At 62.7% G+C, this 23,061-nt stretch carries 21 protein-coding genes; 9 read left to right on the top strand and 12 right to left on the bottom strand.

Annotated features, from left to right (window positions below; all coding sequences use genetic code 11):
- Positions 1-3: 3 nt before the first annotated feature.
- The gene (locus BKP54_RS28785; RefSeq protein ID WP_025429119.1) at positions 4-1,983 is read left to right on the top strand and encodes a 3-hydroxyacyl-CoA dehydrogenase NAD-binding domain-containing protein; all 1,980 of its coding nucleotides are present in this window, start codon (positions 4-6) and stop codon (positions 1,981-1,983) included.
- Positions 1,980-3,182 (top strand): 3-oxoadipyl-CoA thiolase, encoded by a 1,203-nt coding sequence (pcaF, locus tag BKP54_RS28780; protein ID WP_025429120.1) that lies wholly within the window; start codon positions 1,980-1,982, stop codon positions 3,180-3,182. The genes BKP54_RS28785 and pcaF overlap by 4 nt, the downstream gene beginning before the upstream one ends.
- A gap of 345 nt (positions 3,183-3,527) precedes the next feature.
- Here the strand turns inward: pcaF and BKP54_RS28775 are convergent, their stop codons facing one another.
- The 4 genes from BKP54_RS28775 to queC all read right to left on the bottom strand — a co-directional run bounded on the left by BKP54_RS28775 (position 3,528) and on the right by queC (position 7,100).
- Positions 3,528-4,841, bottom strand: coding sequence for an alkyl/aryl-sulfatase (locus tag BKP54_RS28775; RefSeq protein WP_025429121.1), 1,314 nt, complete (start codon positions 4,839-4,841; stop codon positions 3,528-3,530).
- A gap of 467 nt (positions 4,842-5,308) precedes the next feature.
- Positions 5,309-6,037, bottom strand: a complete 729-nt coding sequence (gene queE / locus BKP54_RS28770; protein ID WP_025429122.1) for a 7-carboxy-7-deazaguanine synthase QueE — start codon at positions 6,035-6,037, stop codon at positions 5,309-5,311.
- Positions 6,034-6,390 carry a 6-carboxytetrahydropterin synthase QueD gene (gene queD / locus BKP54_RS28765; RefSeq protein WP_025429123.1) on the bottom strand — a complete coding sequence of 119 codons (357 nt, stop codon included), beginning with the start codon at positions 6,388-6,390 and terminating at the stop codon, positions 6,034-6,036. Before queD ends, queE begins: the two co-directional genes overlap by 4 nt.
- Positions 6,390-7,100 carry a 7-cyano-7-deazaguanine synthase QueC gene (gene queC, locus BKP54_RS28760; protein WP_025429124.1) on the bottom strand — a complete coding sequence of 237 codons (711 nt, stop codon included), beginning with the start codon at positions 7,098-7,100 and terminating at the stop codon, positions 6,390-6,392. The genes queD and queC overlap by 1 nt, the downstream gene beginning before the upstream one ends.
- A gap of 314 nt (positions 7,101-7,414) precedes the next feature.
- On the opposite strand from queC, the gene BKP54_RS28755 reads away from it, so the two are divergent.
- A complete protein-coding gene (locus BKP54_RS28755; RefSeq protein WP_025429125.1) occupies positions 7,415-8,182 on the top strand; it encodes a 3-hydroxyacyl-CoA dehydrogenase in 768 nt (255 codons plus the stop codon).
- A 147-nt stretch (positions 8,183-8,329) separates the two neighbouring features.
- On the opposite strand, the gene BKP54_RS28750 is transcribed toward BKP54_RS28755, so the two are convergent.
- On the bottom strand, positions 8,330-9,028 hold the full coding sequence (locus BKP54_RS28750; RefSeq protein ID WP_025429126.1) for a metalloregulator ArsR/SmtB family transcription factor: 699 nt from the start codon (positions 9,026-9,028) through the stop codon (positions 8,330-8,332).
- 105 nt (positions 9,029-9,133) lie between these two features.
- On the opposite strand from BKP54_RS28750, the gene BKP54_RS28745 reads away from it, so the two are divergent.
- From BKP54_RS28745 to BKP54_RS28735, 3 genes are all read left to right on the top strand, one after another.
- A complete protein-coding gene (locus tag BKP54_RS28745) occupies positions 9,134-9,742 on the top strand; it encodes a superoxide dismutase (protein ID WP_025429127.1) in 609 nt (202 codons plus the stop codon).
- A 61-nt stretch (positions 9,743-9,803) separates the two neighbouring features.
- Complete coding sequence (locus BKP54_RS28740) at positions 9,804-10,394, top strand: flavin reductase family protein (protein WP_025429128.1); 591 nt, start codon at positions 9,804-9,806, stop codon at positions 10,392-10,394.
- Between the two features lie 33 nt (positions 10,395-10,427).
- On the top strand, positions 10,428-10,763 hold the full coding sequence (locus tag BKP54_RS28735; RefSeq protein WP_084815273.1) for a tetratricopeptide repeat protein: 336 nt from the start codon (positions 10,428-10,430) through the stop codon (positions 10,761-10,763).
- A 99-nt stretch (positions 10,764-10,862) separates the two neighbouring features.
- Here the strand turns inward: BKP54_RS28735 and BKP54_RS28730 are convergent, their stop codons facing one another.
- From BKP54_RS28730 to pcaD, 5 genes are all read right to left on the bottom strand, one after another.
- Positions 10,863-11,918 carry a 3-carboxy-cis,cis-muconate cycloisomerase gene (locus BKP54_RS28730; RefSeq protein ID WP_084815272.1) on the bottom strand — a complete coding sequence of 352 codons (1,056 nt, stop codon included), beginning with the start codon at positions 11,916-11,918 and terminating at the stop codon, positions 10,863-10,865.
- Between the two features lie 117 nt (positions 11,919-12,035).
- On the bottom strand, positions 12,036-12,650 hold the full coding sequence (gene pcaG, locus BKP54_RS28725) for a protocatechuate 3,4-dioxygenase subunit alpha (protein ID WP_084815271.1): 615 nt from the start codon (positions 12,648-12,650) through the stop codon (positions 12,036-12,038).
- Positions 12,650-13,399, bottom strand: a complete 750-nt coding sequence (gene pcaH / locus BKP54_RS28720) for a protocatechuate 3,4-dioxygenase subunit beta (RefSeq protein ID WP_084815270.1) — start codon at positions 13,397-13,399, stop codon at positions 12,650-12,652. Before pcaH ends, pcaG begins: the two co-directional genes overlap by 1 nt.
- 13 nt (positions 13,400-13,412) lie before the next feature.
- The gene (gene pcaC, locus BKP54_RS28715; RefSeq protein WP_025429133.1) at positions 13,413-13,817 is read right to left on the bottom strand and encodes a 4-carboxymuconolactone decarboxylase; all 405 of its coding nucleotides are present in this window, start codon (positions 13,815-13,817) and stop codon (positions 13,413-13,415) included.
- Positions 13,810-14,622: a 3-oxoadipate enol-lactonase gene (pcaD, locus tag BKP54_RS28710; RefSeq protein ID WP_025429134.1), complete on the bottom strand. Its 813-nt coding sequence runs from the start codon at positions 14,620-14,622 to the stop codon at positions 13,810-13,812. Before pcaD ends, pcaC begins: the two co-directional genes overlap by 8 nt.
- A 93-nt stretch (positions 14,623-14,715) precedes the next feature.
- On the opposite strand from pcaD, the gene pcaQ reads away from it, so the two are divergent.
- Entirely contained in the window at positions 14,716-15,642 is a 927-nt protein-coding gene (gene pcaQ, locus BKP54_RS28705; protein WP_084815293.1) for a pca operon transcription factor PcaQ, read from the top strand.
- Between the two features lie 102 nt (positions 15,643-15,744).
- Positions 15,745-16,266 carry a GNAT family protein gene (locus BKP54_RS28700; protein ID WP_025429136.1) on the top strand — a complete coding sequence of 174 codons (522 nt, stop codon included), beginning with the start codon at positions 15,745-15,747 and terminating at the stop codon, positions 16,264-16,266.
- Here BKP54_RS28700 and pobA read toward each other — a convergent pair.
- A complete protein-coding gene (pobA, locus tag BKP54_RS28695; protein WP_025429137.1) occupies positions 16,263-17,435 on the bottom strand; it encodes a 4-hydroxybenzoate 3-monooxygenase in 1,173 nt (390 codons plus the stop codon). The genes BKP54_RS28700 and pobA overlap by 4 nt on opposite strands.
- Before the next feature lie 114 nt (positions 17,436-17,549).
- Between pobA and BKP54_RS28690 the strand changes: the two genes are divergently transcribed.
- Positions 17,550-18,437, top strand: a complete 888-nt coding sequence (locus BKP54_RS28690; protein ID WP_025429138.1) for a helix-turn-helix domain-containing protein — start codon at positions 17,550-17,552, stop codon at positions 18,435-18,437.
- Between the two features lie 162 nt (positions 18,438-18,599).
- Here BKP54_RS28690 and BKP54_RS28685 read toward each other — a convergent pair whose 3' ends face one another.
- On the bottom strand, positions 18,600-23,036 hold the full coding sequence (locus tag BKP54_RS28685; protein ID WP_210190576.1) for an autotransporter domain-containing protein: 4,437 nt from the start codon (positions 23,034-23,036) through the stop codon (positions 18,600-18,602).
- Positions 23,037-23,061: the final 25 nt, after the last annotated feature.

Below are 23,061 nucleotides of genomic sequence, written 5' to 3'. Positions count from 1 at the left end.
GACATGCCAGAGATCAGATTTTCGCAGTGCGTTTCCGCCCGTCGGGAAGACGGTGCTCTCGTCGTCACCATCGACAACCCGCCCGTCAACGCGCTGTCGGCGCATGTCAGGTCCGGCCTGATGGCTGCTTTGGATCATGCTACTGACCTTCCGACGATTACCGGTCTCGTGATCACCGGTGCGGGCAGCACGTTTATCGGCGGTGCTGATATCAAGGAGTTTGGCAAACCTCCCATGGAGCCGATGCTTCCCGAGGTGATCGATCGCATCGAGACTTTCGAGAAGCCGGTCGTCTGCTCGGTGAATGGCTCCGCCCTTGGCGGAGGCTGCGAGGTGGCGCTCGCCTGCCACGGTCGCATAGCCGGAGAAAAGGCCGCGTTCGGACTGCCCGAAGTGAAGCTCGGCATCGTTCCGGGTGCTGGCGGGACACAACGCCTGCCACGGCTGATCGGCGCGATCGCGGCCATCGATCTCATCGGAACGGGGCGCACCGTCAACGCGAGCGAAGCTGTCGCACTCGGCCTTGCCGATGGCACCGCCGCGGACCCTGTAGCCGCCGCCCTTACGCTCCTGCGCGAACTGGGTGCAAAGCCGCTCCGTCGCACCGGCTTGATGGCGGTCCCGACGGTGGACGCAGCAGCCGTCAGCGCGGCGGAGGCGAAGGTCCTGGCGCGAGCCCGCGGCCAGTCCGCTCCGGTCGAGGCGGTACGTCTCGTCAAGGCGGCCGGTCAAGTCGATCTGAAACAGGGATTGGCGGAAGAACGCGGCACATTCCTGCGTTTACGCGACTCCGTCGAGTCCGCTGCCCTGCGGCACGTATTCTTTGCCGAACGCGCCGCCGGCAAGGTCGAAGGCTTAGAGACAGTCTCGCCACGCAGAATCGAGACAATTGCGGTGGTCGGCGCGGGGCTGATGGGGGCAGGCATTGCGGTCTCGGCCCTGACCAGCGGCTGTCGCGTCATCGCTTTGGAGCAGACAAAGGAAGCAGCCGCCGACGCGCGCGCCCGCATTGCCGAGACACTCGACAAAACCGTCCGCTCCGGACGGATGAACGCGGATGGACGCGACGACTGCATCGCCCGATTACAGACCACCGCTGAAGCGGCAGACCTCGTCACCGCTGATCTCGTCATCGAAGCGGTGTTCGACGACCTCCAGGTCAAGATGGACCTGTTTCGCCGGCTCGACGGCATCCTTGCGCCAGGCACCATTTTGGCGACCAACACCAGCTACCTCGATCCCGACGTGATCGCCGCGGCGACGACCGATCCGTCGCGGGTGGTCGGATTGCACTTCTTCTCGCCCGCCAATGTCATGCGGCTTGTCGAAGTCGTCGATTGCGCCAAGACCGCGCCCGATGTGCTGGCGAGTGCACTCGCCTTCGTCAAACGCCTGGGCAAGTTACCCGTCGTCTGCGGCGTTACCGAGGGCTTCATCGGCAACCGCATCTTCTCCGCCTATCGTCGCGAGGCAGAGTTCATGCTCGAGGATGGCGCCGTGCCCGACGAGATCGACGCCGCCTTCGAAGCTTACGGTTTTCCGATGGGCATCTTCGCCGTCAATGACATGGCCGGGTTGGAGATCGCCTGGGCGCGCCGGAAGCGGCAGGCCGCGACGCGGGATCCTGCCGCACGTTATGTCGAGATCGCCGATAGGCTTTGCGAGGCGGGCCGTCTTGGCCGCAAGAGTGGCCGCGGCTGGTACGCCTACCCCAATGGCGAGCGCACCGTCGATCCGGAAGTGACGGCGATGATCAAGGCGGCGCGCGCCGCCAAGAACATCACGCCGCGAGCCATCACTGCCGAAGAGATCATGGGCCGGCTTTTGAAGGCGATGGTCGATGAAGGAACGGCGCTGCTGGCCGAAGGCATCGCCGCGCGCCCCGGCGACATCGATCTGGTGATGATCAACGGTTACGGCTTTCCGGCCCACAAGGGCGGGCCGATGTTTACCGCGCAGCAAGGCAAGGACCTGAAATCATGAGCGAGGCCTATATCATTGATGGCGTCCGCACGCCCATCGGCCGATACGGCGGCGCTTTGTCGGTCGCCCGTGCCGACGACCTCGCCGCGCACGTAATCCGCGAGGCGCTGGCGCGCGTCGCGTCGGTACCGGCCGAAGCGATCGATGAGGTCGTCTTCGGTTGTGCCAACCAGGCGGGCGAAGACAACCGCAACGTGGCCCGCATGGCCGCCTTGCTTGCCGGATTGCCGGACGCGGTTCCTGGCACGACAATCAACCGGCTTTGCGGCTCGGGGCTGGATGCCGTCGGTTACGCCGCACGCGCGATCCGGCTCGGCGAGGCGGAAGTCGTGATTGCCGGTGGCGTCGAAAGCATGTCGCGCGCGCCTTTCGTCATGCCGAAGGCCCAAAACGCCTTCCAACGCAGCACCGAAGTACACGACACAACGATCGGCTGGCGGTTCGTCAATCCGGTCATGCAAGAACGGTACGGCATCGAGTCCATGCCGGAGACCGCCGAAAACGTTGCAGCCGAGTTTGATATCTCGCGCGCGGACCAGGACGGCTTTGCACTCCGCAGCCAGGCCCGCGCTGCGGCTGCGCAAAAGAATGGCCGCTTCGCGCGCGAAATCGCCCCCTATCCGATCAAAGGGCGCAAGGGCGAGACGACGCACGTCTTAGAGGATGAGCATCCGCGCGAGACAACGTTCGAGAAGCTCGCCAGCCTGCCGACGCCGTTCCGCACCAATGGCACCGTGACAGCCGGCAATGCATCCGGTGTCAACGACGGCGCGGCCGCACTTCTGCTTGCCTCAGGCCGCGCGGTCGAACACTACGGCCTCACGCCACTTGCTCGCGTCGAGGGGATGGCAACGGCGGGGGTTCCTCCACGCGTCATGGGCATGGGCCCCGTCTTTTCCACCAGAAAGCTCATGGACCGTCTCGGCGTTGGCATCGGCGATATCGATATCCTCGAGCTCAATGAAGCTTTCGCAGCCCAGGCTCTCGCCTGCATGCGGCAGCTAGGCTTTGCAGATGATGCCGCCCACGTAAATCCCAACGGCGGCGCCATTGCCTTGGGACATCCTCTCGGCATGTCCGGTGCGCGCCTTGCGCTGACCGCAGCACTGGAACTTGAACTTCGAGGAGCAAGGCGAGCTGTCGCCACCATGTGTATTGGCGTTGGACAAGGCATCTCGATGTTACTGACGCGACCGTGATGCCGACGGATGCTCCTGCATTACGGCCTGGCGTGTCTCACGGTCTGCGCAGATCGTCAGTCCATGTTGTAGAAACAAAATCGAGAACGCCCCATTCAGGCAGTTGATACCCGTGCGGCCTGGCGGCACCCTTTTTGGGTAAGCGACGTAGCCGATCTTTGTGAAAGAACGCGGTTATCGGTCGCCGCCTTTCGCGATCCGCGCGAGCACGAGTTTGAGGGGGACCTAGGGCTCGGAAACTGGTTATCGTGTGGTGTTCGGAGCCATGACGGGAGCTCTTTCATTACCGTTGCGCAAAACGCCGGCATCGGACGCCGTCTAGTGACGGCCACTCCGTTGTGAAGACTAGTTCTGTTCCTTTCCCTTCGACAGATACTGAGCTGTGGTGAGGTAATAGTTACGGGCGGTGGCATTGATCTGGCGCTCGCCCAACTCGGTAAGTGCCCGGGCTTTGATCTCGTTGGCTGCTATGTTCGCAGGGTCAATGGCCAGTACATAATCGATCATCTCGGCCGCCCATTGGAACTCCTTTGCTTCGACTGCTTCCCTGGCACGGGCAATCATCTGCTCTGCCCCTCCTGTCATTTCGAGCATTTTGCGGGCACGCTCCGCAGGTGGCAGAGGATTCAGATTGGTGGCGTTCCCATCGAACCATCCGACATAATCGGCGTAAATGCCGCGTACGGTCCAAGCGACACTGCCGTAGTACTCTTGCAGGTATGGGCTCGTTGCCAGCTCAGGAGAAAGTTTCACCTCTTGCACAAGCTCGTCCGGCGTCTTTCCCTGCTTGATGCCGGCAAGGGTCTGGTCGAGGACGGTCTTGATGCCGTCCCGATAGTCGGCGAGAGCCTTGCGCACCTCGTCCTTCCCGAGGATCGGACGCATGTGACCCTGGACCAGGTAGGTGGCGTTCAAGGCGAGCATCCTGTCGAGGCTGGCGATCCACTTCTCCGGGGGGCGCAGCTTAAGGCCACGAATCGGCGAAAGGTTTGGGTACGATTTGAGGAAATCGTCTCCGGGGATTAGCACGCCCTTGTCGGCGATCCAGATGGCCGTGTTCTCGGGAGATTCTCCTGGCGTATGGATGAGCTGCATCCGGACTCCCGCCACCTCGATGGTCTCGCTGTCACCACTGAAGGTGCGGGTCGGCGGCAGGTAGCCCTCCCGCGTATGCGGTGTCACACGGCCGTATTCGAGCTGCGTGCCTGCGTTGATGAACAGGTTGTCGGGTAGCTTCGTGCCGAAAGCGTCGCCGCCGTCGCGCGGTCCCCTTCCGAACTCTGGACCGGATTCCACCAGCGTCTGATGGCTGTAAATTTCGGGTTTGTCAGTCCCGACAAACACCTTCGCGCCGCCAGAATGGTCCGGGTGATTGTGGGTGTAGATGATCGCCCGGACAGGACGGACCAGGCGATCCCCAAAGGCGTCCACGATCGCCTCCGCGTCGACAGGGTTCGCGGATGTGTCGACGATAATCGAGCCCTTGTACCCCTGGATCAGCGTGACGTTGCTCGCCGAGTAGCCAACGGCGGCGAAGACGCCATCCGTGATTTTAATGATCTCCTTCCGGAATTCGGAGGAACTCTCCCGTAGTTGCTCACGTCCGGCAAACTCATCTTCAAAAGCGTGCGACGACAGGCTAAGAATTGAAACGACCATCAAAGCTACTCCTACCCCAGGGCTCCATGATCCTGGCATGCCTCCAGGAATGGCGGCGACTGGCAGTCCGTCGAGCCGCTGCAGTTGCTGCTGCAAAGGGAGGTAATAGATACCACATGGGAATGGTACCTTTCATTTTGAGAATCCTCGTGTTGGTGCGCTCGCCGAAGGCGGCATAGCCGGTCTGTTGGGCAAGGTTGCCATCGGCACCGGTGACCAGGCGGACCGACGCCAGGCGGTCGCGATACAGGAAAGCCTACGTGACGGCTCCTGTCTGGGCGGTGGCGATGCCCCTCATATCGGGATGCGGATAGCGGTGGCAGTCAGCAGATCCGCAGCATTGTAGAGATAGGGTTGTTTAGCACTGCCAAACTGCAGTGGCGCAGGGGTATACGCTCGACTAGCCGCCTGTGACGCGCGGCATGCGCGTCCTCCCGACCCACACTTTGGACAGCGCTTTCCCTGTCTTAAACGCCCCGTCGATTGCCCCATAGCAAGACGTGCAACTGCGGCAGCACCCGCGCATCGAACCATTTGTCGCCGGTTACCTTGTCGACCAGCCAGAGCATGCGGTTCATCACGCCATCGATGTCCACCGTCGCGCTGTCGTCGTCCGGCGGTGGTGGGGTGTGGTTTCCCGGCTGCAGATAGACCGACAGCGATGGATAGCGCTGCGCCACATCCTTGGCAAAGCCATAGTCGTGATCGTCGAAAATGACGATCTTGAGCACCGTCATTGGCCGGCCAGCCGCCATCGCAAGACATTCGTCGAGCTTTGCGAAATCGGTTTCCATGCCGCTCGACGGCGGCTTCGGGCTGAGGACCAGGACGTCCAGGTCAGCGAACCAGTCCCTGGCGACGCTGCCCTGCGTCTCAAGCGCAAAGCGATAGCCCTCGCCATGGCCGCGATCGATCAAGGGCCCGAGCGGCTGGATGGCGGGGTTTCCGCCGGAGAGCGAGACTGTCAGCGGCACGCCGCCCGAGAGCCGCCTGACCTCCCCCCAGATCTCCTCGGCCGACATCGGCTGCCACTGCTCGCGATACTTGCTGTCAACGGCGTGCAGCGTATCGCACCAGGAGCACCGGTAGTCGCAGCCGCCTGTGCGCACGAACACCGTCGGCTGGCCGATCAACACGCCCTCACCCTGGATTGTCGGCCCGAAGATCTCGCTGACGCGGATCGCAGCGCCCGTCATGGCCGATATTCCGCCCAGGTCTTCGGCGTCTCGCTGACGCGAACTGCCGACGTTTCCGGCAGTCGCTCCTTGCACCAGTCGTAGAAATGCCTCGCCAGGCACTCCGACGTCACCCGGTCGTGACCGAGCACATCATTGAGATGACGGTGGTCGAAGCTGCCGTCGATGTAGTGCTTGAGCGGGGCGAGGTCGTGATAATCCCGCACGAAGCCGTCGTCGTTGAGATCCGCGGCGGCAAGCTCGACCTCGACGATGTAGTTGTGGCCGTGCAGCCGCGCGCACTGGTGATCGGCGGGCAGATGGCTCAACTGATGCGAGGCGGAGAAGTGGAATTCCTTGGTGATGCGGTACATCAGCGAACCTCCTCTGCCGAGAAGCGGCTGGTGGCAGCGCGCCAGAAATCCGGATCGGCATACTCGGTCGGGTCATCGACGCCGGCGAGATGGAAGGCCTCGCGCCGCTCGACGCAGGTGCCGCAGCGACCGCAATGGCGTGCACCGCCCTTATAGCAGGACCACGTCTCGCCAAAAGGCGTGCCGTGCTTGGCGCCGTCCGTAACGATGGCGGCCTTCGGGACATTGACATAGGGTGCAAGGAGCTGAACGGTGCCGTAGCCCTCCAACGCCTCGTCCTGCATTTTCTGGAACGCATCGATGAAGCCCGGACGGCAATCTGGGTAGATGAAATGGTCCCCGCCATGGACGGCAACGGCGACGGCGTCGGCCTTTTGCGCCGAGGCGAGGCCGAAGGCGATCGCCAGCATGATGGCGTTGCGGTTCGGCACCACCGTAGCCTTCATCGTCTCTTCGGCATAATGGCCATCGGGCACGTCGACGTCATCGGTCAGCGCCGATCCGGTCAAATGCCGGCCAACGCCGGTGATGTCGATGATCTGGTGTGGAACGCCAAGCCGGTGGGCACAGGCCGCGGCGAAGTCGAGTTCCTTGCGATGGCGCTGGCCGTAATCGAAGGAAAGAATGCCGACGAGTTCGTGCTCGGCCGCGATCCTGTGCGCGAGCGAAACGGAGTCCAATCCGCCGGAGCAGATGACGATAGTTCTCATAATAATGGGTCCCTTGTTTTGACCGGGTGGGCTGCGACCGGATGCGGGCCGCTTCTAAGCCATTGCTGCGGTTTTGACCAGCCCTTAGCGGTGAGCCTTGCTTGCGGCGGCGGCGGCGCCATTCCAATCGGTCGGAACGAAAGACGAGCAATTTTATCCTCTGCGCAAAATGAAAAATCACTTCGGCCGATTTCCGCCGCGTTTCAAAGAGGCTAACGTCTCGCCATCACCGCCTGATGGCGGTGATCTCCGGCCCCCGTCGTTGGCGACAAGTGCCAAAGGGTGGCGGAGTTCGGTATTGGAGGAGTTCTGGAATGCTGATCGACGGAAAAGTCTTCATTGTGACCGGTGGCGGATCGGGTCTTGGCGCCGGCGTTGCCCGCCTGCTGCACGGCAAGGGCGCTCGTGTCGTCCTTGCGGATATCAACGAAGACGCCGGGCGGGCGATGACCGAGGCGCTTGGGAGCAATGCTCTTTTCGTCAAGACGGATGTCACCAGCGAGACCGATGGCGCAACTGCAGTCGCCACCGCCGTCGATACCTTCGGCCATCTCAATGGGCTGGTGAATTGCGCCGGCATCGCGCCGGGCGAAAGGGTACTTGGGCGCGACGGCCCTCATCGGCTCGACAGCTTTGCGCGTGCGGTCGGCATCAATCTGATCGGCACATTCAACATGATCCGCCTGGCGGCGGCGGCGATGGAAAAGGAAGCGCCCGGCGACGACGGCGAGCGTGGCGTCATCATCAACACCGCATCTGTCGCTGCCTTCGACGGGCAGGTCGGCCAGGCTGCCTATTCCGCCTCGAAGGGCGGCGTCGTCGCCATGACGCTGCCAATTGCCCGCGAACTGGCACGGCACGGCATCCGTGTCGTGGCGATCGCGCCGGGCATCTTCGAAACACCGATGATGGCCGGCATGCCACAGGAAGTACAGGACTCGCTCGGCAAGAGCGTTCCCTTCCCGCAGCGCCTCGGCAAGCCGGAGGAATTCGCGGCCCTTGTCCAGCATATCTGCGAAAACCGGATGCTGAACGGCGAAGTCATCCGCCTCGACGGAGCGCTTCGCATGGGCGCACGCTGAGACTGATATCTGAGAGCCCGGATGCGCGTTGCGTCCGGCCAAATGTGCTACTGTCTGAACAGGCAGCGTGTTTCGAACGGTATGGCATCCCTTGGACGCCGTGTTTGTCGCGCGGCGCCACAAGCATTTCCGTACAGCATCTGAAAATCAGGCGCCGGAACGCTCACCGTGCACCGCCCGCGATTGAGCCGGGGCAATGACATAGGCGCAACGGCGTGCGCCGGCGAGAATATGTTCGGTGCGCTCGACCGCGACGTCGCGACCGAGAATGTCGCGGAAGATATTGATCTCCGCACGGCAAAAGCCCTGGCAACTGGCAGCGGCGGCGCAGATCGGACAATGGTTCTCGACGAAGAGAAAAGTGCCGTCGCCCGTCTCCTCGTAGCCGGCCATGTAGCCTTCGGCGGTTCGCAGGCGCACGAGCTTCTCCACCCGATCACGCAGGCTAATGGCGCCGTCGAGCGCTGCGCGATAGCCGGTTCGCGTCTCCTCCTCGCGCGCCGCGATGACCCGATCGACCGCCGCGTCGCCGAGCGTCTGGCGGATTGTGCGCAGCAGCTGGACAGTCAACTCCGCATGGGTATCGGGAAATTCCGCATGGCCCGAGGCGGTCAGCCCCCAGAACTGCGACGGTCGGCCGACGCCCCGCGCCTCCGACCAGGAATTTACCAGCCCCTCCTCGGCCAGGCGCACGAGTTGCTGGCGCGCCGCCTCACCTGATATCGACAGGCGCTTGCCGAGTGCCGCCGCCGTCTGCGGCCCATGCAGCTTCAGCGCCAGCAGGATGCGTTCGGCCGGCGAACGTCCCTGGCTTTGATCCGGATTTAACAAGTGATCGCTTGACATATTATTGCCCGGAGATTTACAAAGAATTGTCTTGTTAAATACACGCCGGATGGATCTCGCACAAGACATTCGCTGCGTTCCATCCGGCCGAAGAGGATTTCAACCATGGCTTTCGAACTCCCCTCCCTCCCCTTTTCCATCGGCGCTTTGGCCGAAGCCGGCATGAGCGCCGAGACGCTGGAATTCCACCACGGCAAGCACCACCAGGCCTATGTCACCGCCCTCAACGGCTTCGTTGAAAAAGATCAGGCTCTCGCCGGCCTTTCGCTGGAAGACATCATTCGCCATACCAACGGTGGGGCCGAACTGGCGCCGGTCTTCAACAATGCCGGACAGCATTGGAACCACATTCTGTTCTGGAACAATCTCTCCCCCAAGGGCGGGCGCATTCCGGACAGTCTTGAGAAGAAGATCGTGGAGGACTTCGGCAGCGTCGCCGCCTTCAAGGACGCGTTCAAGACTGCGGCCACCAGCCAGTTCGGTTCCGGTTGGGCCTGGCTCGTGCTCGACGCCAGCGGCAAGCTCAAGGTGACGAAGACCGCCAACGGCTCAAACCCGATCGCCACAAATGAGGGCAAGGCCCTGCTCGGTCTCGATGTGTGGGAACACAGCTACTACATCGATTACCGCAATCGCCGCCCCGACTATGTCAGCAATTTCCTCGACCGGCTGGCGAACTACGAGTTTGCCGAGGCTGAGCTTAAGTCCGCCTGATCACGCCTACCGTGGCGCCGCGCCGGCGGCGCCACGCCCATGCCTCAGCCGGATTGCGCCCATGACCCAGACCGTCTCTGTCGATATCGACGCTCACGCCGAACGTGCCGTCACCAGACTTCAGTTTGCCGACACGATGGCGCGGCTGGCGTCCACAGTCTGCGTCGTCAGTTCCGGCAGCGGCTCCGAGTGCCTGGGCCGGACAGCGACCGCCGTCTTCTCGCTTTCAGCAAACCCTCCGTCCATCGTCGTCTCGATCAAGGCCGACAGCGGCCTTGCGGACACCATCTCGAAGCAGGATGGGTTTGCGCTGGCGATGCTCGCACAGGGGCAGGAGCTGGTTGCCGATGCCTTCGCCGGCCGGGTCGCGGCAGCCAGTCGCTATCTCGTCGGCATCTGGGCGGATTGGCCCTCCGGCCGTCCGCGTCTTCTCGGTGCCGCCGCCGGGCTCGACTGCGTGCTCAGCGCTTCCATCCTCGTCGGCGACCACCGGCTCTTTGTCGGAACGATCATCGCCACGGAAACCGCCGCCTACGCCGACCCGCTGCTCTGGAGCGAGCGGCAATACCAGGCACTTGAGCGATCGGCGCCCTTTTCCGCCACATCTGGCGGGCGCCCATTGCCATCGGCCACCTCGTGCCCAACACTCTGAGCGGCGCGAACGGACACCCATTTGGGAGCGATCATGCGACAGGTGCTTGAAAAACTTCTGGACGACGGGCGTGATGACGCGCTCTTGCGCTTCACCCTCGGCAGCATCTGTCTGCAGGAGACGGATGCCGAGACCGCCCTTCTCCACCTCAGGCGTGCAATCGAATTCGATCCCAGCTATTCGGCCGCCTGGAAGCTCATCGGCGCGGCGATGCTGAAACTGAACCGCATCGAAGAGGCGCGGCGCATCTGGACTGAGGGGCGATCCGTGGCCGAGAAAAAGGGCGACCTGCAGGTGGCGCGCGAGATCAACGTCTTCCTCAAGCGGCTGGACAAGCAGTGTGCGGCCGCGAACAAAGGCTCGCCCTAACGGCTCAAAGCATGTCGCGCAAAAGTGGCGATACCGACATGCGCAAAACAAGAACCTGAAGCGCAGTCGCGACTTCTAGGGATTGCGATGCGCTAGGCGTCAGGCGGAGCCAAGCCGCCTGATATTGCCGGCAAGCTCGGCTGCTAGACGCAACGCCGCTGCGGTTGCCCCCGCCATCTGCGGCATGATCAGCCATTCGAGCGTCCAGGCAGCACCGGAGCGCTCCTGCTCGTGCACCAGCGCATGATGGATGCCGGAAAGCTGCGTCGCATTGAACCGCGCAAGCGCCACCAGCACCTCGGCGGCAACCGGGTTCTGCTTGTGCGGCATCGCCGACGATCCACCGCCACCGGCAAGTTCGATTTCATCGCCCTGCTGCGCCATCAGCGCGACGTCCTGCCCGAATTTGCCGAGGCTGCCGGTGACGAGCGACAGCGCGTTGGCGAAGTCGGCAATTTCGGAACGCTGGCTATGCCATTGCGGGAAGTCGGCAAGCGCCAGTTCCTCAGCCAGCGTGGCACGAACATCGTCGGCCTTGTCATTCAGCTTGTCGAGCGTGCCTGCCGCACCCCCGAACTGGACCGCAAAGAGGTCGCGATCCATCGCCTGCAGCCGATCCTTGTGATCGAGCAAGGGTTCGATCCAGGTGCGCAAGCGATCGGATACCGTGATTGGTATAGCCGCCTGCATGCGCGTGCGGCCCATCAGCATCCGCTCGCCCCATCGATCGTCGCATTCCTCAAGCACCGAAACGACATCACCAAGACGAGTGCCGAAAAGCTCAGCAACAGCCTTCATGCGCAGCATCAAGCTCGTATCGATGACATCCTGGCTGGTCGCACCAAAATGCACATGCGCTGCGGCCTCACCGCCGACGGCCGCACGCAACTGTCGAACAAGTTCAGGAACGACGACGCCGTCGACAGCCATGGCCCGCCTGAGCGCTGCGACATCCGGAGAAAACCCGCGACAGGCCTCGGTGATGCGGTCGGCAGCACTTTCCGGGATGACCCCGTGGATCGCTTCCGCGCGCGCCAGTGCCGCCTCGAAGGAGAGCATCGCATGAATGTCGGCGGCAGTCGAAAACTCGGCGGCGACCGCCTCGTCGCCCAGAAGGCCGGAGAGATAAGGATGATCGAAAGCGGAATAGGTCATGGTCCCCCCGATTGATGTCGCGATGCCCGCTCGCGCTTGAACGGAATGCCACGGTCTGCCTTGCGCCGTCCATGCAGCAAGATGCAACGGATCGGCCTCTCGCGTGACATTCCGGCTTCAGATGTCGAGGAAGACCGTTTCCTTCTCACCCTGCAGGTGAATGTCGAAGACATAACTAGGGGCGCCGCCGGTCGCGACAAGCGTCGCGACGCGATGGCGATGCTCGACGCGCAAAAGCAAGGGATCGGCGGCGTTCGCCTCGGCTTCGTCGGGGAAATACATCCGCGTATGCAGGCCGATATTGATACCGCGCGCAACGATCCAGAATGTGATGTGCGGCGCCATCGGCCGGCCGTCCTTGAAGGGCACGCGCCCCGGCTTGATCGTTTCGAAACGGAAGACGCCGTCTTCTGCACCGGTCGGACACCGTCCCCAGCCGGAGAAGCTCGGATCCGCCGCGCCGCGCATTTCCGACGGAGAATTGTAGAGCCCCGCCGCGTCTGCCTGCCAGATTTCCACCAGCGCATCCCGAAGCGGCGTCCCCGTACCATCGAGCACCCGGCCGCTGAGGGTGATGCGTTCGCCGAGCGTGCGTTCGCTCACCATCGTTGTGCCGAGGTCGGCGTCATAGACGCCGCCGATGCCACAGAAATTCGGCGTGAGGCCGATATGCACATAGGGACCGGCTGTCTGCGACGCCGTTTCCTTGAGATAGCCGAGCGCCTGGACCATCAATTGCCCTCCATGCGGTTTTCAAACATCGTCGAGCGGCGACCGCGCAAGACGATATCGAACTTGTATGCCCGCGCATCCATCGGGATGGTGTTTGCCCAATCGAGTGGTGCGATCAATTGCTCGATAGCACGGCGATCGGCGATCGTGTTGACGATCGGACACTTCCAGATCATCGGATCGCCCTCGAAATACATCTGGGTGATCAATCGCTGGGCAAAGCCGTGGCCGAAAACCGAGAAATGGATATGGGCAGGGCGCCAGTCGTTGACACCATTCGGCCAGGGATAGGGTCCGGGCTTGATCGTACGGAAGGAGTAAAAGCCGTCTTCGTCGGTGATCGTGCGACCGCAGCCGCCAAAATTCGGATCGAGCGCTGCGAGATAGCTTTCTTTCTTGTGACGATAGCGCCCGCCGGCATTGGCCTGCCAGAATTCAAGAAGAGCGCCGGGAACAGGCCGGCCGCGTTCGTCAAGTACGCGCCCATGAACGATGATGCGCTCGCCGATCGCGCTTTCGCCCGGCTTGGCGAAGTTGTGGATGAGATCGTTGTCGAGTTCGCCCAGAATCGAATGACCGAAGACCGGGCCGGTGATTTCGGAAATGGTGCCGTCGAGAGACAAAAGCGCCTTCTGCGGCGAGCGCAGCACGGAGGTCTTGTAGCCTGGCGTCAGCGCCGGCGCATGCCAGTTCCTGTCGCGGGGAAAAAAGGCGCCGGTCTCCGGCTTCCGGTTGGCTCTATCGGACATCTCGTTGCTCCCGTCAGGCCGCCTTGCCGGCGTCCATTTCCGCAAAGACCTGTTTGACGATCTTGATTGCGTGGTTGGCCGCCGGAACGCCGGCATAGATCGCCACATGCAACAGCGCCTCGCAGACATCGTCACGGCTGGCGCCGGTATTGGCGGTCGCACGCACGTGCATGGCAACCTCTTCGTCCTGGCCAAGTGCCGCCAGAAGCGCGATGGTTACGATCGAACGCTCGCGTTTCGTCCAGGTCGGTCGCGACCAGACGTGTCCCCAGGCCGCCTCGGTGATCAGTTCCTGGAACGGCCGGTCGAAATCGGTCGAGGCCGATTGCGCACGGTCCACGTGGTTGTCGCCAAGGACGGCCCGCCGCGTCGCCATGCCCTGGCGATAGCGGTCGGAGGGCGCGAAGGCATCACTCATGGCTGTTGTCTCCATGCGTTACAATCTCAAAAAAGGCGCGCAATACCGCAGTCAGTGCCTCCGGCTTTTCAACGCAAGGGATATGCCCGGCATCGCGGATGACCTCGTAGCGGGCGCCGGGAATAAGGCGAGCGGTGCCAAGCACCACATCCGGCGGCGTCGATCCGTCCTGGTCGCCGACGACGCAAAGGACGGGCACGGCGATGCGCCCAGCCGCTTCGGTATAATCGGCATCGCGGATCGCACCGCAGGTGGCGGCATAGCCCGTTACCGACTGGCGGATCAGCATGTTGCGGTAGCCTATCAACGCTGCATTTTCAGGGCGTCGGAACTCAGGCGTGAACCAGCGTTCAAGGATGCCGTCGGCGATCGCCTCAATGCCATGGGCTTCGATGGCCGCGATGCGCTGCGCCCACAGTTCCGGCGTGCCGATCTTGTGCGCGGTATCGCAGAGAACGAGGGCCCGCACGAGATCCGGCCGCCGTTGATAGAGCGACTGGGCGATCAATCCGCCGACCGAGAGGCCGCAGACGATTGCCTGTTTGACCGCGAGCATGTCGAGTAGGCCGGCAAGGTCATTGGCGTGGTCTTCGATCGCGTAAGGGAGCGGACCGATATCGGAGAGACCGTGGCCGCGCTTGTCGTAGAGAACGATCGCATAGTCGCCGGCAAGGCGCACGATGACGTCACGCCAGATGCGAAAGTCAGTGCCCAACGAATTGGCAAAGACCAGCACCGGCCGCTCGGCCGTGGCGCCGATGACCTGATAGTGGATTGTGATGTCGTTGATGCGGGCAAACTGCACGGCGCTTCTCCTCTGCAACCAAATTGTCTGTTTAATCTGGTTAGGTAAAATGATATTTCACGGCATTCCATTAACTCAAGAGTTATGAATTCCATGGTCGACGCCCGGGTCAAGTTTCGTCATCTGCAGACTTTTGTCGAGGTCGCAAGGCAGAAGAGCGTCATGAAGGCGGCCGAACTTCTGCATGTCAGCCAGCCGGCTGTTACCAAGACGATCCGCGAGCTGGAAGAGGTTCTGGGGGTTGCGGTATTCGAACGCGAAGGACGCGGCATCAAGATCACCCGCTATGGCGAGGTCTTTCTTCGCCATGCCGGTGCGGCACTGACGGCACTGCGCCAGGGCCTCGATTCGGTCTCGCAGGAGCGCTCCGGTGATGGCGTACCGGTGCGCATCGGAGCATTGCCGACAGTCTCGACACGGATCATGCCGAAGGCGATGTCGCTTTTCCTGAAGGAAGATACAGGCGCACGGATCAAGATCGTCACCGGCGAAAATGCCGTGCTTCTCGAACAGTTGCGGGTCGGCGATCTCGACCTCGTCGTCGGCCGGCTGGCGGCACCGGAAAAGATGACCGGCCTTTCCTTCGAGCACCTCTATTCCGAACAGGTGGTTTTTGCCGTTCGCGCCGGTCATCCCTTGCTTTCCGGCGCGCAATCGGCCTTCGCTCATCTCGGCGACTACCCGGTGCTGATGCCGACGCGTGCCTCCATCATCCGCCCCTTCGTCGAACACTTCCTGATTGCCAACGGCATACCGGGCCTGCCGAACCAGATCGAAACGGTCTCCGACGCCTTCGGCCGCGCCTTCGTGCGCGCCAGCGACGCGATCTGGATCATTTCGGCGGGTGTCGTTGCCAGCGACATCGAGGATGGCACACTTGCGGTCCTGCCGATCGACACCAGCGAGACAAAGGGCCCGGTTGGCCTGACGATGCGCGCGGACTCCATTCCGTCGCTGCCGCTTTCCATCCTGATGCAGACCATCCGCGAGGCGGCAGCGGCTATCGCGCCGAAAGCCTGACGGTCGTCCGGTAACGGACACCGAGCCACCTTTACAAAACCTCCTCGTCAGCCGAGATTGCGGCCCTCATCCGTTCACCGAAACCACCATGCGATCGATCCAATGCAGCTCGAAATCTTCGCCGGACACCACATTGCCGACATGCTGGACTGGTTCCCGACTGCCGAAGCGCTCATTCAATGGGGCGGGCCCGGGCTCCGCTTTCCGCTTGATGAGACGCAGCTCGAGGAGATGCAAGCTTCGACATCCGGGGATGCACCGACGCGCTGGATGTTTGCCGGCATTGTCGACGACAATCTGGCCGGTCACGCCCAGGTCGCGCTCGACTGGGAAAATGGCGTCGGTCGGCTCAGCCGCGTGGCGATCAATCCGCGGCTTCGTGGCCAAGGCCTCGCCCATCCGTTTCTCCAGCGCATCATCGCGCGCTTCTTCGCAGACGCCCGCTTCGAGCGACTGGAACTCAACGTCTATACCTTCAACACGGCCGCAATCCGCACCTATCTGAAGCTCGGTTTTATCGGGGAAGGCGTTCGGCGGTCGTCGGCCAGGGTTGGCGATATCAGGTGGGACACCGCCATTTACGGCATGCTGCGCAGCGATCTCGCGGCGAACAACCTGGCTTAGAACGGCAGCCCGACATAATTTTCGGCAAGCGCTGTCGAGGCGGCGCGCGAATGGGTGAGATAATCGAGCTCCGCCTCCTGGATCTTCTGGTCGAAATCGCCGGTATCCGGAAAACGGTGAAGCATCGTGGTCATCCACCAGGAAAACCGCACCGCCTTCCACACTCTCGCTAGGGCATGCGTCGAATAGGCCTCGACCCCGGCATTCGAGCGGTCCTGGTAATGTTCCAGCAGCCCTTCGAAGAGGTAGTGCACGTCGCTTGCCGCAAGGTTCAAACCTTTGGCACCGGTCGGCGGCACAATATGCGCGGCGTCGCCAACCAGGAACAGCCGCCCGAAACGCATCGGCTCGGCGACGAAGGAGCGGAGCGGCGCGATCGATTTTTCAAACGACGCGCCGGTGACCAACGCCTCGGCATGGTGCGCCGGCAATCGCCGCCTGAGTTCGTCCCAGAAGCGCTGATCCGTCCAAGCCTCGATCTTCTCGTCGAGCGCGCACTGCAGGTAATAGCGGCTGCGGGTCTGCGAGCGCATCGAGCAAAGGGCAAACCCACGCGGATGGTTGGCGTAGATCAGTTCATGGCTGACCGGCGGGACATCGGCAAGAATGCCGAGCCAGCCGAAGGGGTAGACTTTTTCGAAGGTGCGGATCGCCTTTTCAGGAACCGACTTGCGGCTGATCCCGTGAAAGCCGTCGCAACCGGCGATGAAATCACAATCGATACGGTGACTTATGCCGTCCAGTTCATAGGTGACGTACGGATTGTGACCATCGAAATCATGCGGCTCGACATTTGCCGCAGCGTAGATCGACGGTGCGTCGGTGAGCGCGCGCTCTTCCATCAGGTCGCGCGTCAGTTCCGTCTGGCCATAGACCATCACGCGCTTGCCGCCGGTCAGGTCGTAGAGGTCGATACGATGATCCCGGCCATCGAAGGCGAGCGAAAAGCCGTCATGCGGCAGGCCTTCGGCATGCATGCGCTTGCCGGCCTTCGCAAGGTCCATCAGGTTGACCGTCCCCTCCTCCAGCACGCCGGCCCGCACCCGGCCAAGAATGTAGTCCTTGCTCACGCGATCGAGGATGACGTTGTCGATGCCGGCACCGGTCAGCAATTGCCCGAGGAGAAGGCCCGATGGACCTGACCCGATGATGACGACCTGTGTGCGCATGCATTCCTCCCGAAATTGCCTTTTGACAAGACTCTGCTCGGGAGAGCCATCAGGCTCAATGGACATTTCGGTCAGGAAATTGCACTAATCGAACATCACCAACGGGTGCGGGCGATGAAAAGAACGGTTCCAACCTACCAGCTTTACGGCGAACAATCGCTGGAACGGCCGGATTTCTGGCTGCATTGTGAGACGATCCCGTCGCGCAGCAGCCTGCATCATTGGGAGATCGGGCTGCATCGTCATGAGAGTTTCTTTCAGATCTTGTACATTGCCGGCGGATCGGGAGACGCAGTGTTCGGCGACACGGCGCACCCTATTCGTCCCCCGGTGATGATCACCGTGCCGCCGGCGATCAGCCATGGCTTCCGCTTTTCCCGAGATGTCGACGGGTTCGTGTTCACGGTCCTCGCCACGCATCTCAGGGTATCGCCCGGCGAGCGCAGCCGGCTCGGCGCCTGGATGGCGACGCCACGTCTCACCCGCCTCGACGGCAGCGACGACGGCCGCTATGTGGCATTGACCCTTGCGCGGCTGGGTGCGGAATGGGAAGCCAGCCGGAGCCACCGCACCGACCTGCTCGATGCCTATCTGACGTCGGCGTTGACGCTGGGCGCCCGCCTCGATGAAGCGCAACCCGTCGAGGACGACGCCGCCGACACAGAAAACGAACAGCGCGTCGAACTTTTCCTCAGCCTCGTCCAGCAACATCATCGCGCGCACAAGCCTGCAGCGTTCTACGCACGCGAGATCGGCCTATCGCCGACGCATCTCAACCGTATCGCCCGCAGCATCACCGGCCAAAGCGCCCACGAGATCATCGCGCGCAAGCTGACGGATGAAGCACGGCGCGAGCTGGTCTTCACCCGCGGCAGCGTGCAGGAGATCAGCTTCCGGCTCGGCTTCGCCGATCCCGCCTATTTCTCTCGCTTCTTCCTGCGCCAGACCGGCATGACACCGAGGGCCTGGCGGCTTGCCGAGCGCTCGAAGCTCGGAGCATAGGCACTCTGATGGCAATCAATTGCCGAGCCGGCCGCGCGCCGCTGGTGATGGCGCTGCCTATTGCGCCACCTGCTTTTTCGCCTCCGTTTCCGAAACGAAACAGCCGCCGGCCAAAATCACACAGGACCTAGGCAAGCGGCTGTCTGCGTCGAATCGGATCCCTCAGAACTTGAGGCTCAGATTTGCCTTGAACGTCTGATCGCTGACGCCGCTGGCGAACTGTCCGGCGTAAATCAGCCCGAGATTAGCATCCGGCGTAAGAGCAAAGTCGAGACCGGCTTCGAGCACCGCCGCATCCTCGGCGATCGGAACACCGGCGATGGTAAAGGTGCTCGCAGACGAGAACCCGTTCGACGACAGCGGCAGCGTATCGCCGAAGGCGTGTTTCCAACCGATCGTGCCGCGCGCCGTTGCCAGTACACCGCCGAGGTCGAAACTGGATGCTGCGCGCAGACCGAGGGTCGTGAATGTCGTGTCCTGCGACGCGTCGCTGCCCACGAGCGCAGCTGCCCCGCCGTGTTCCGCAAAACCATCGCGGTTGAGCTGCACATAGGCGAGATTGGCAAACGGCTCAAACTCGACCTTGCTGGTCCTGACGGCATAGGCGAACTCGCCAAAGACCTGGCCGGTGCCGGCATCATAGTCGGCGTCAAGACGATCGGAGAACCCTGGGAACGAAACCGAGCGGCTCGTCTCAATGTCATGCCAGCTATAGGCGGCGCCTGTTCGCAGCGAAGCGTCGCCCCATTGTCCACCGGCATAGAGCCCGAGATGATAGTTGTCGGATGTCGCCGAAGAAAACCGTGCGTCGACGTCCATCGAAGAGCGCGAATAGCCCGCAAGCGCGCCGACGGTCCATTCGTCCACCTGCGTATCGGCACCGACGAAGAAGCCGCCGATGGAGCGATCCGCCTTTGCCGCATTGCCGTCGCCATCCCATCGGCCCCAGGAGCCGAAACCCTGCGACCAGATGGCGAGCTCGCCCGTCTCAGCCGCCGTGATGTTTCCGGAAGTCTGCTTGGCACCCACAGCGCCAAGAACCGAGCGCAAACGATCGTTTGCCGCGTCGCGCAGGAACCGGCTGTCCTCGATCAGGATCGACTGGAAGGAGGCATGCACTTCGCCGGAAAGCAGGTCGAAGGCCGTGCGCGCGGCCTCAGGCGTTGCTGCAAGCGAGAGTGCATTGACGATAGGGCTCGCAACCCCCAGTCCATCAACACCGGTGCTAGCGGCAATCTGGTTGCGCGTCCGGGCGACGCTGGCAAAGCTGATGTCGTTGCGGGTCAGCTTAAGCGACAGGTCGTTACCGTCGCCGCCGCTATAATCGACGGTCGGATCGAGGAAGACCAGATTGTCGACGATCGAGGCAAAGGTCCCGGTTATGGCGCCTGAACTCTGCTTGTCGATGAGGATGAACGGGCCGTTGACCGGGCTCCAGCTCGCCGCCGTGTTGGGAGAGAGCAGAAGATCAAGCGTCGCACCGGAAATATCAACTGCGCCCGAAACGATAAGCTTGTCGGTGCTCGCAGGCGTGCCTTCGATCTGTAGGACGCCGTTGTTGGTATAGTTGCCGGCAATGGTTTGTGTGCCGATCGAATTGCCGGGCGCATGCACGCCGCCGCTCTGGATGGTCGTGTTTCCAAGCGTGCCGGTGCCGCCGAGGCGAGCGCCGCGGTAGATGGTCGTCAGGCGGGAGGTTGCAAGCGAGCCGTTGACGACCAGCGAACCCGACGTGATGGCCGTGTCACCGGTAAATGTGTTGACGCCCGTCAGCGTAAGTTTGCCGGTACCAATCTGGCTCAGCGCACCGCTACCGGAAAAAGTGCCGGCAAAGCTGACGTCGTTCGAGCGGTTGAAGATCATGGTACCATTGTTGGTGATCGAGCCGGCGAAGTTGCCGGTGCCGCCGATCCAGCCGGTCGTGCCGCCATTGCCAAGCTGCAGCGTGCTGCCCGTACCGATCGTTACCGGACCGCGGCTGCTGCTGGTCGCCGTCAAGGTCAGCGTGCCGCTGCCGATCTGCGAGAACGAGCCGGGGCCGCTGATCGAGCCGGCATAGGTGACATTGTCGGAGCGATTGAAGGTCAGCGCACCGTAGTTGGTCACATCAGATGCAAGGGATCCGCCGGTGCCGCCGTCGCCGATCTGCAGCGTCGCACCCTGAGCGATACCGGCACCGCCGGTAAAGCCGTTGGTGCCGGTCAGTACCTGCGTGCCACCATTGACCGAGATGCCGCCGGTGCCGTTGATCGCGCCCGAGAACGTGCCCGCGGCGGCGTTGATCATCAATGTCTTGCCACCGAGCACCACCTGCCCGCTGCCGGCAAGCGACTTGATTTGTGCCGATGAAGCCGCCGAGACGTCGAAGACGCCGTTGGCGGTCAAGCCGCTCGAGGTGTTGATCCGCCCCTGGCCGGACAGCGCAAGCGTGCCGCCGGTCGCAATGCTCGTCGCGCCCGTATAGGTGTTCATTCCCGTCAGCGTCAGCGTACCGTTGCCGACCTTGTTGAGCCCGCTGCCGGTTGCACCGTTCTGCAGCACCGTGCCAATCGTCGTTGCGACGCCGCTGCCGACATTGATCGTTGCCGCCATGCCGCTAGCCGGATTGAAGGCGAGCACGCCGCCATTGATGGTGTAACCGCTGCCATCGGTCGTCGTGGAGAACTGCAGCGTGTCGAAGCTCTGCGTGCCAACGACATTGACCACACCACCGGTCGCGCCGGCAAAGACGCCGACGGATCCGCCAAAGCTGCCATTGATGCCGGCGTGCAACGGATCGCCCGTCCAGTTGGTGCCGGTCGACGTCCAAGTGCCGGTGCCGCCATTGACCGCGCCATTGCCGGCCGTATCTGCTCCATCCCAGAAATGCAGGGTCTGGCCGCTGCCGAGCACCGACAGGTTGACCTGCTTGGCGATGCCCGTCTGGACCTGATGGCTGGCAACGCTGAAGCCCGGCGCCGTCGATGTCGCCGCGGTCGCGGCAAAACTACCCGACAGCGAACCGTCATATTCGAACAGCCGGTAATATCCGGCGGATGCCACCTGAGCGTTCAGCGCGCCACCGAGCGTCAAGTTGCCACCGATCTTCACCAGGTCGTTTCCGCCAGCACCCACGCCGCCGGCGATACCGGGCGTGTTCAGCTCGAATACCGATGTGGAGCCACCGTTCAGTATCAGGTCACCACCGATCGTCAGTGTGCCCGGGCTGTTTCCGGCCGCAAGCGTGCCATCGACCGTCACGTCGCCTGCGATCCTGCCCGATCCGCCGAGCGTACCGCCGGTGCCGACATTGACGTTGCCGCCAAGCTGGCCGTTGACATAAGTCGTACCCGACGTAACCGACATTGCGCCGCCGAACAACGAGCTGTCGCCCGTCAGTGTGAGCCTGCCTGTTCCGGCCTGTGAAAGTGTGCCGGTACCGCTGATCTTGCCGGCATAGCTGACATTGTTGGAGTGGTTGTAGACCAGAGCACCATTGTTGGTGATCGAGCCGACGAAGTTGTTGGTTCCGCCGATCCAGCCGGTCGTGCCGCCATTGCCGAGCTGCAGCGTGCTGCCCGTTCCGATCGTCACCGGACCGCGGCTGCTGCTGGTCGCCGTCAAGGTCAGCGTGCCGCTGCCGATCTGGGAGAACGAGCCGGGGCCACTGATCGAGCCGGCATAGGTGACATTGTCGGAGTGGTTGAAGGTCAGTGCACCGTAGTTGGTCACATCAGATGCGAGCGAACCACCGGTGCTGCCATTGCCGATCTGCAGCGTCGCACCCTGAGCGATACCGGCACCGCCGGTGAAGCCGTTGGTGCCGGTCAGCACCTGCGTGCCACCATTGACCGAGATGCCGCCGGTGCCGTTGATCGCGCCGGAGAAAGTGCCCGCGGCGTTGTTGATCATCAATGTCTTGCCACCGAGCACCACCTGCCCGCTGCCGGCAAGCGAGTTGATTTGTGCCGATGAAGCCGCCGAGACGTCGAAGATGCCATTGGCGGTCAAGCCGCTCGAGGCGCTGATCCGACCCTGGCCGGAAAGCGCAAGCGTGCCGCCAGCCGCAATGCTCGTCGCACCCGTATAGGTGTTCATCCCCGTCAGCGTCAGCGTGCCGTTGCCGGATTTAATGAGGGAGCCATTGCCGGTAATCGTATTGCTGATCCTGCCACTACCGGTCTGGTCGATCGTCAGGCTGGCGGAATTGTTGATCGCGATGTTGCCCGCAAGACCCGGCGTCGCCGCGAGAAACCGGAACGTGTTCGCACCACCATCGAAGGTCATGGCATTGGCGCTGCCGCCATTGCCGCCGATGATCGACCCGGAGGCGCCCAGGGTTACATCCAGGTTTCGGCCAAAAATGCCGGCTCCATGCGCGCCGCCCGTCCCGCCGCTTCCTGCCACGCCGCCCGTCACGCTGCCATTGATGATCAGCGTGCCGCCGTTCAACGCGCTAATGCCGATGCCGCCATCACCATTGCGCTTTTCGGTAACGTCGCCGCCGGCGCCGGCGTTGCCGCCGTTGCCGCCGGTAAGCTGCGTGTTCACCGTCAATGTGCCGCCACCGATCAGCGCGGCGCCATCACCGCCGTCACCACCGCTGCCACCAATCCCCAACGCCTCCCGACGCTCCCCCCGCCGG

The organism is Ensifer sp. 1H6 (assembly GCF_001976035.1).
In the GTDB taxonomy this organism is placed as follows: Bacteria; Pseudomonadota; Alphaproteobacteria; order Rhizobiales; family Rhizobiaceae; genus Ensifer; species Ensifer canadensis.
The sequence above is the reverse complement of the archived record's forward strand: the minus strand, read 5'-3'. Positions and strand labels throughout refer to the sequence as shown.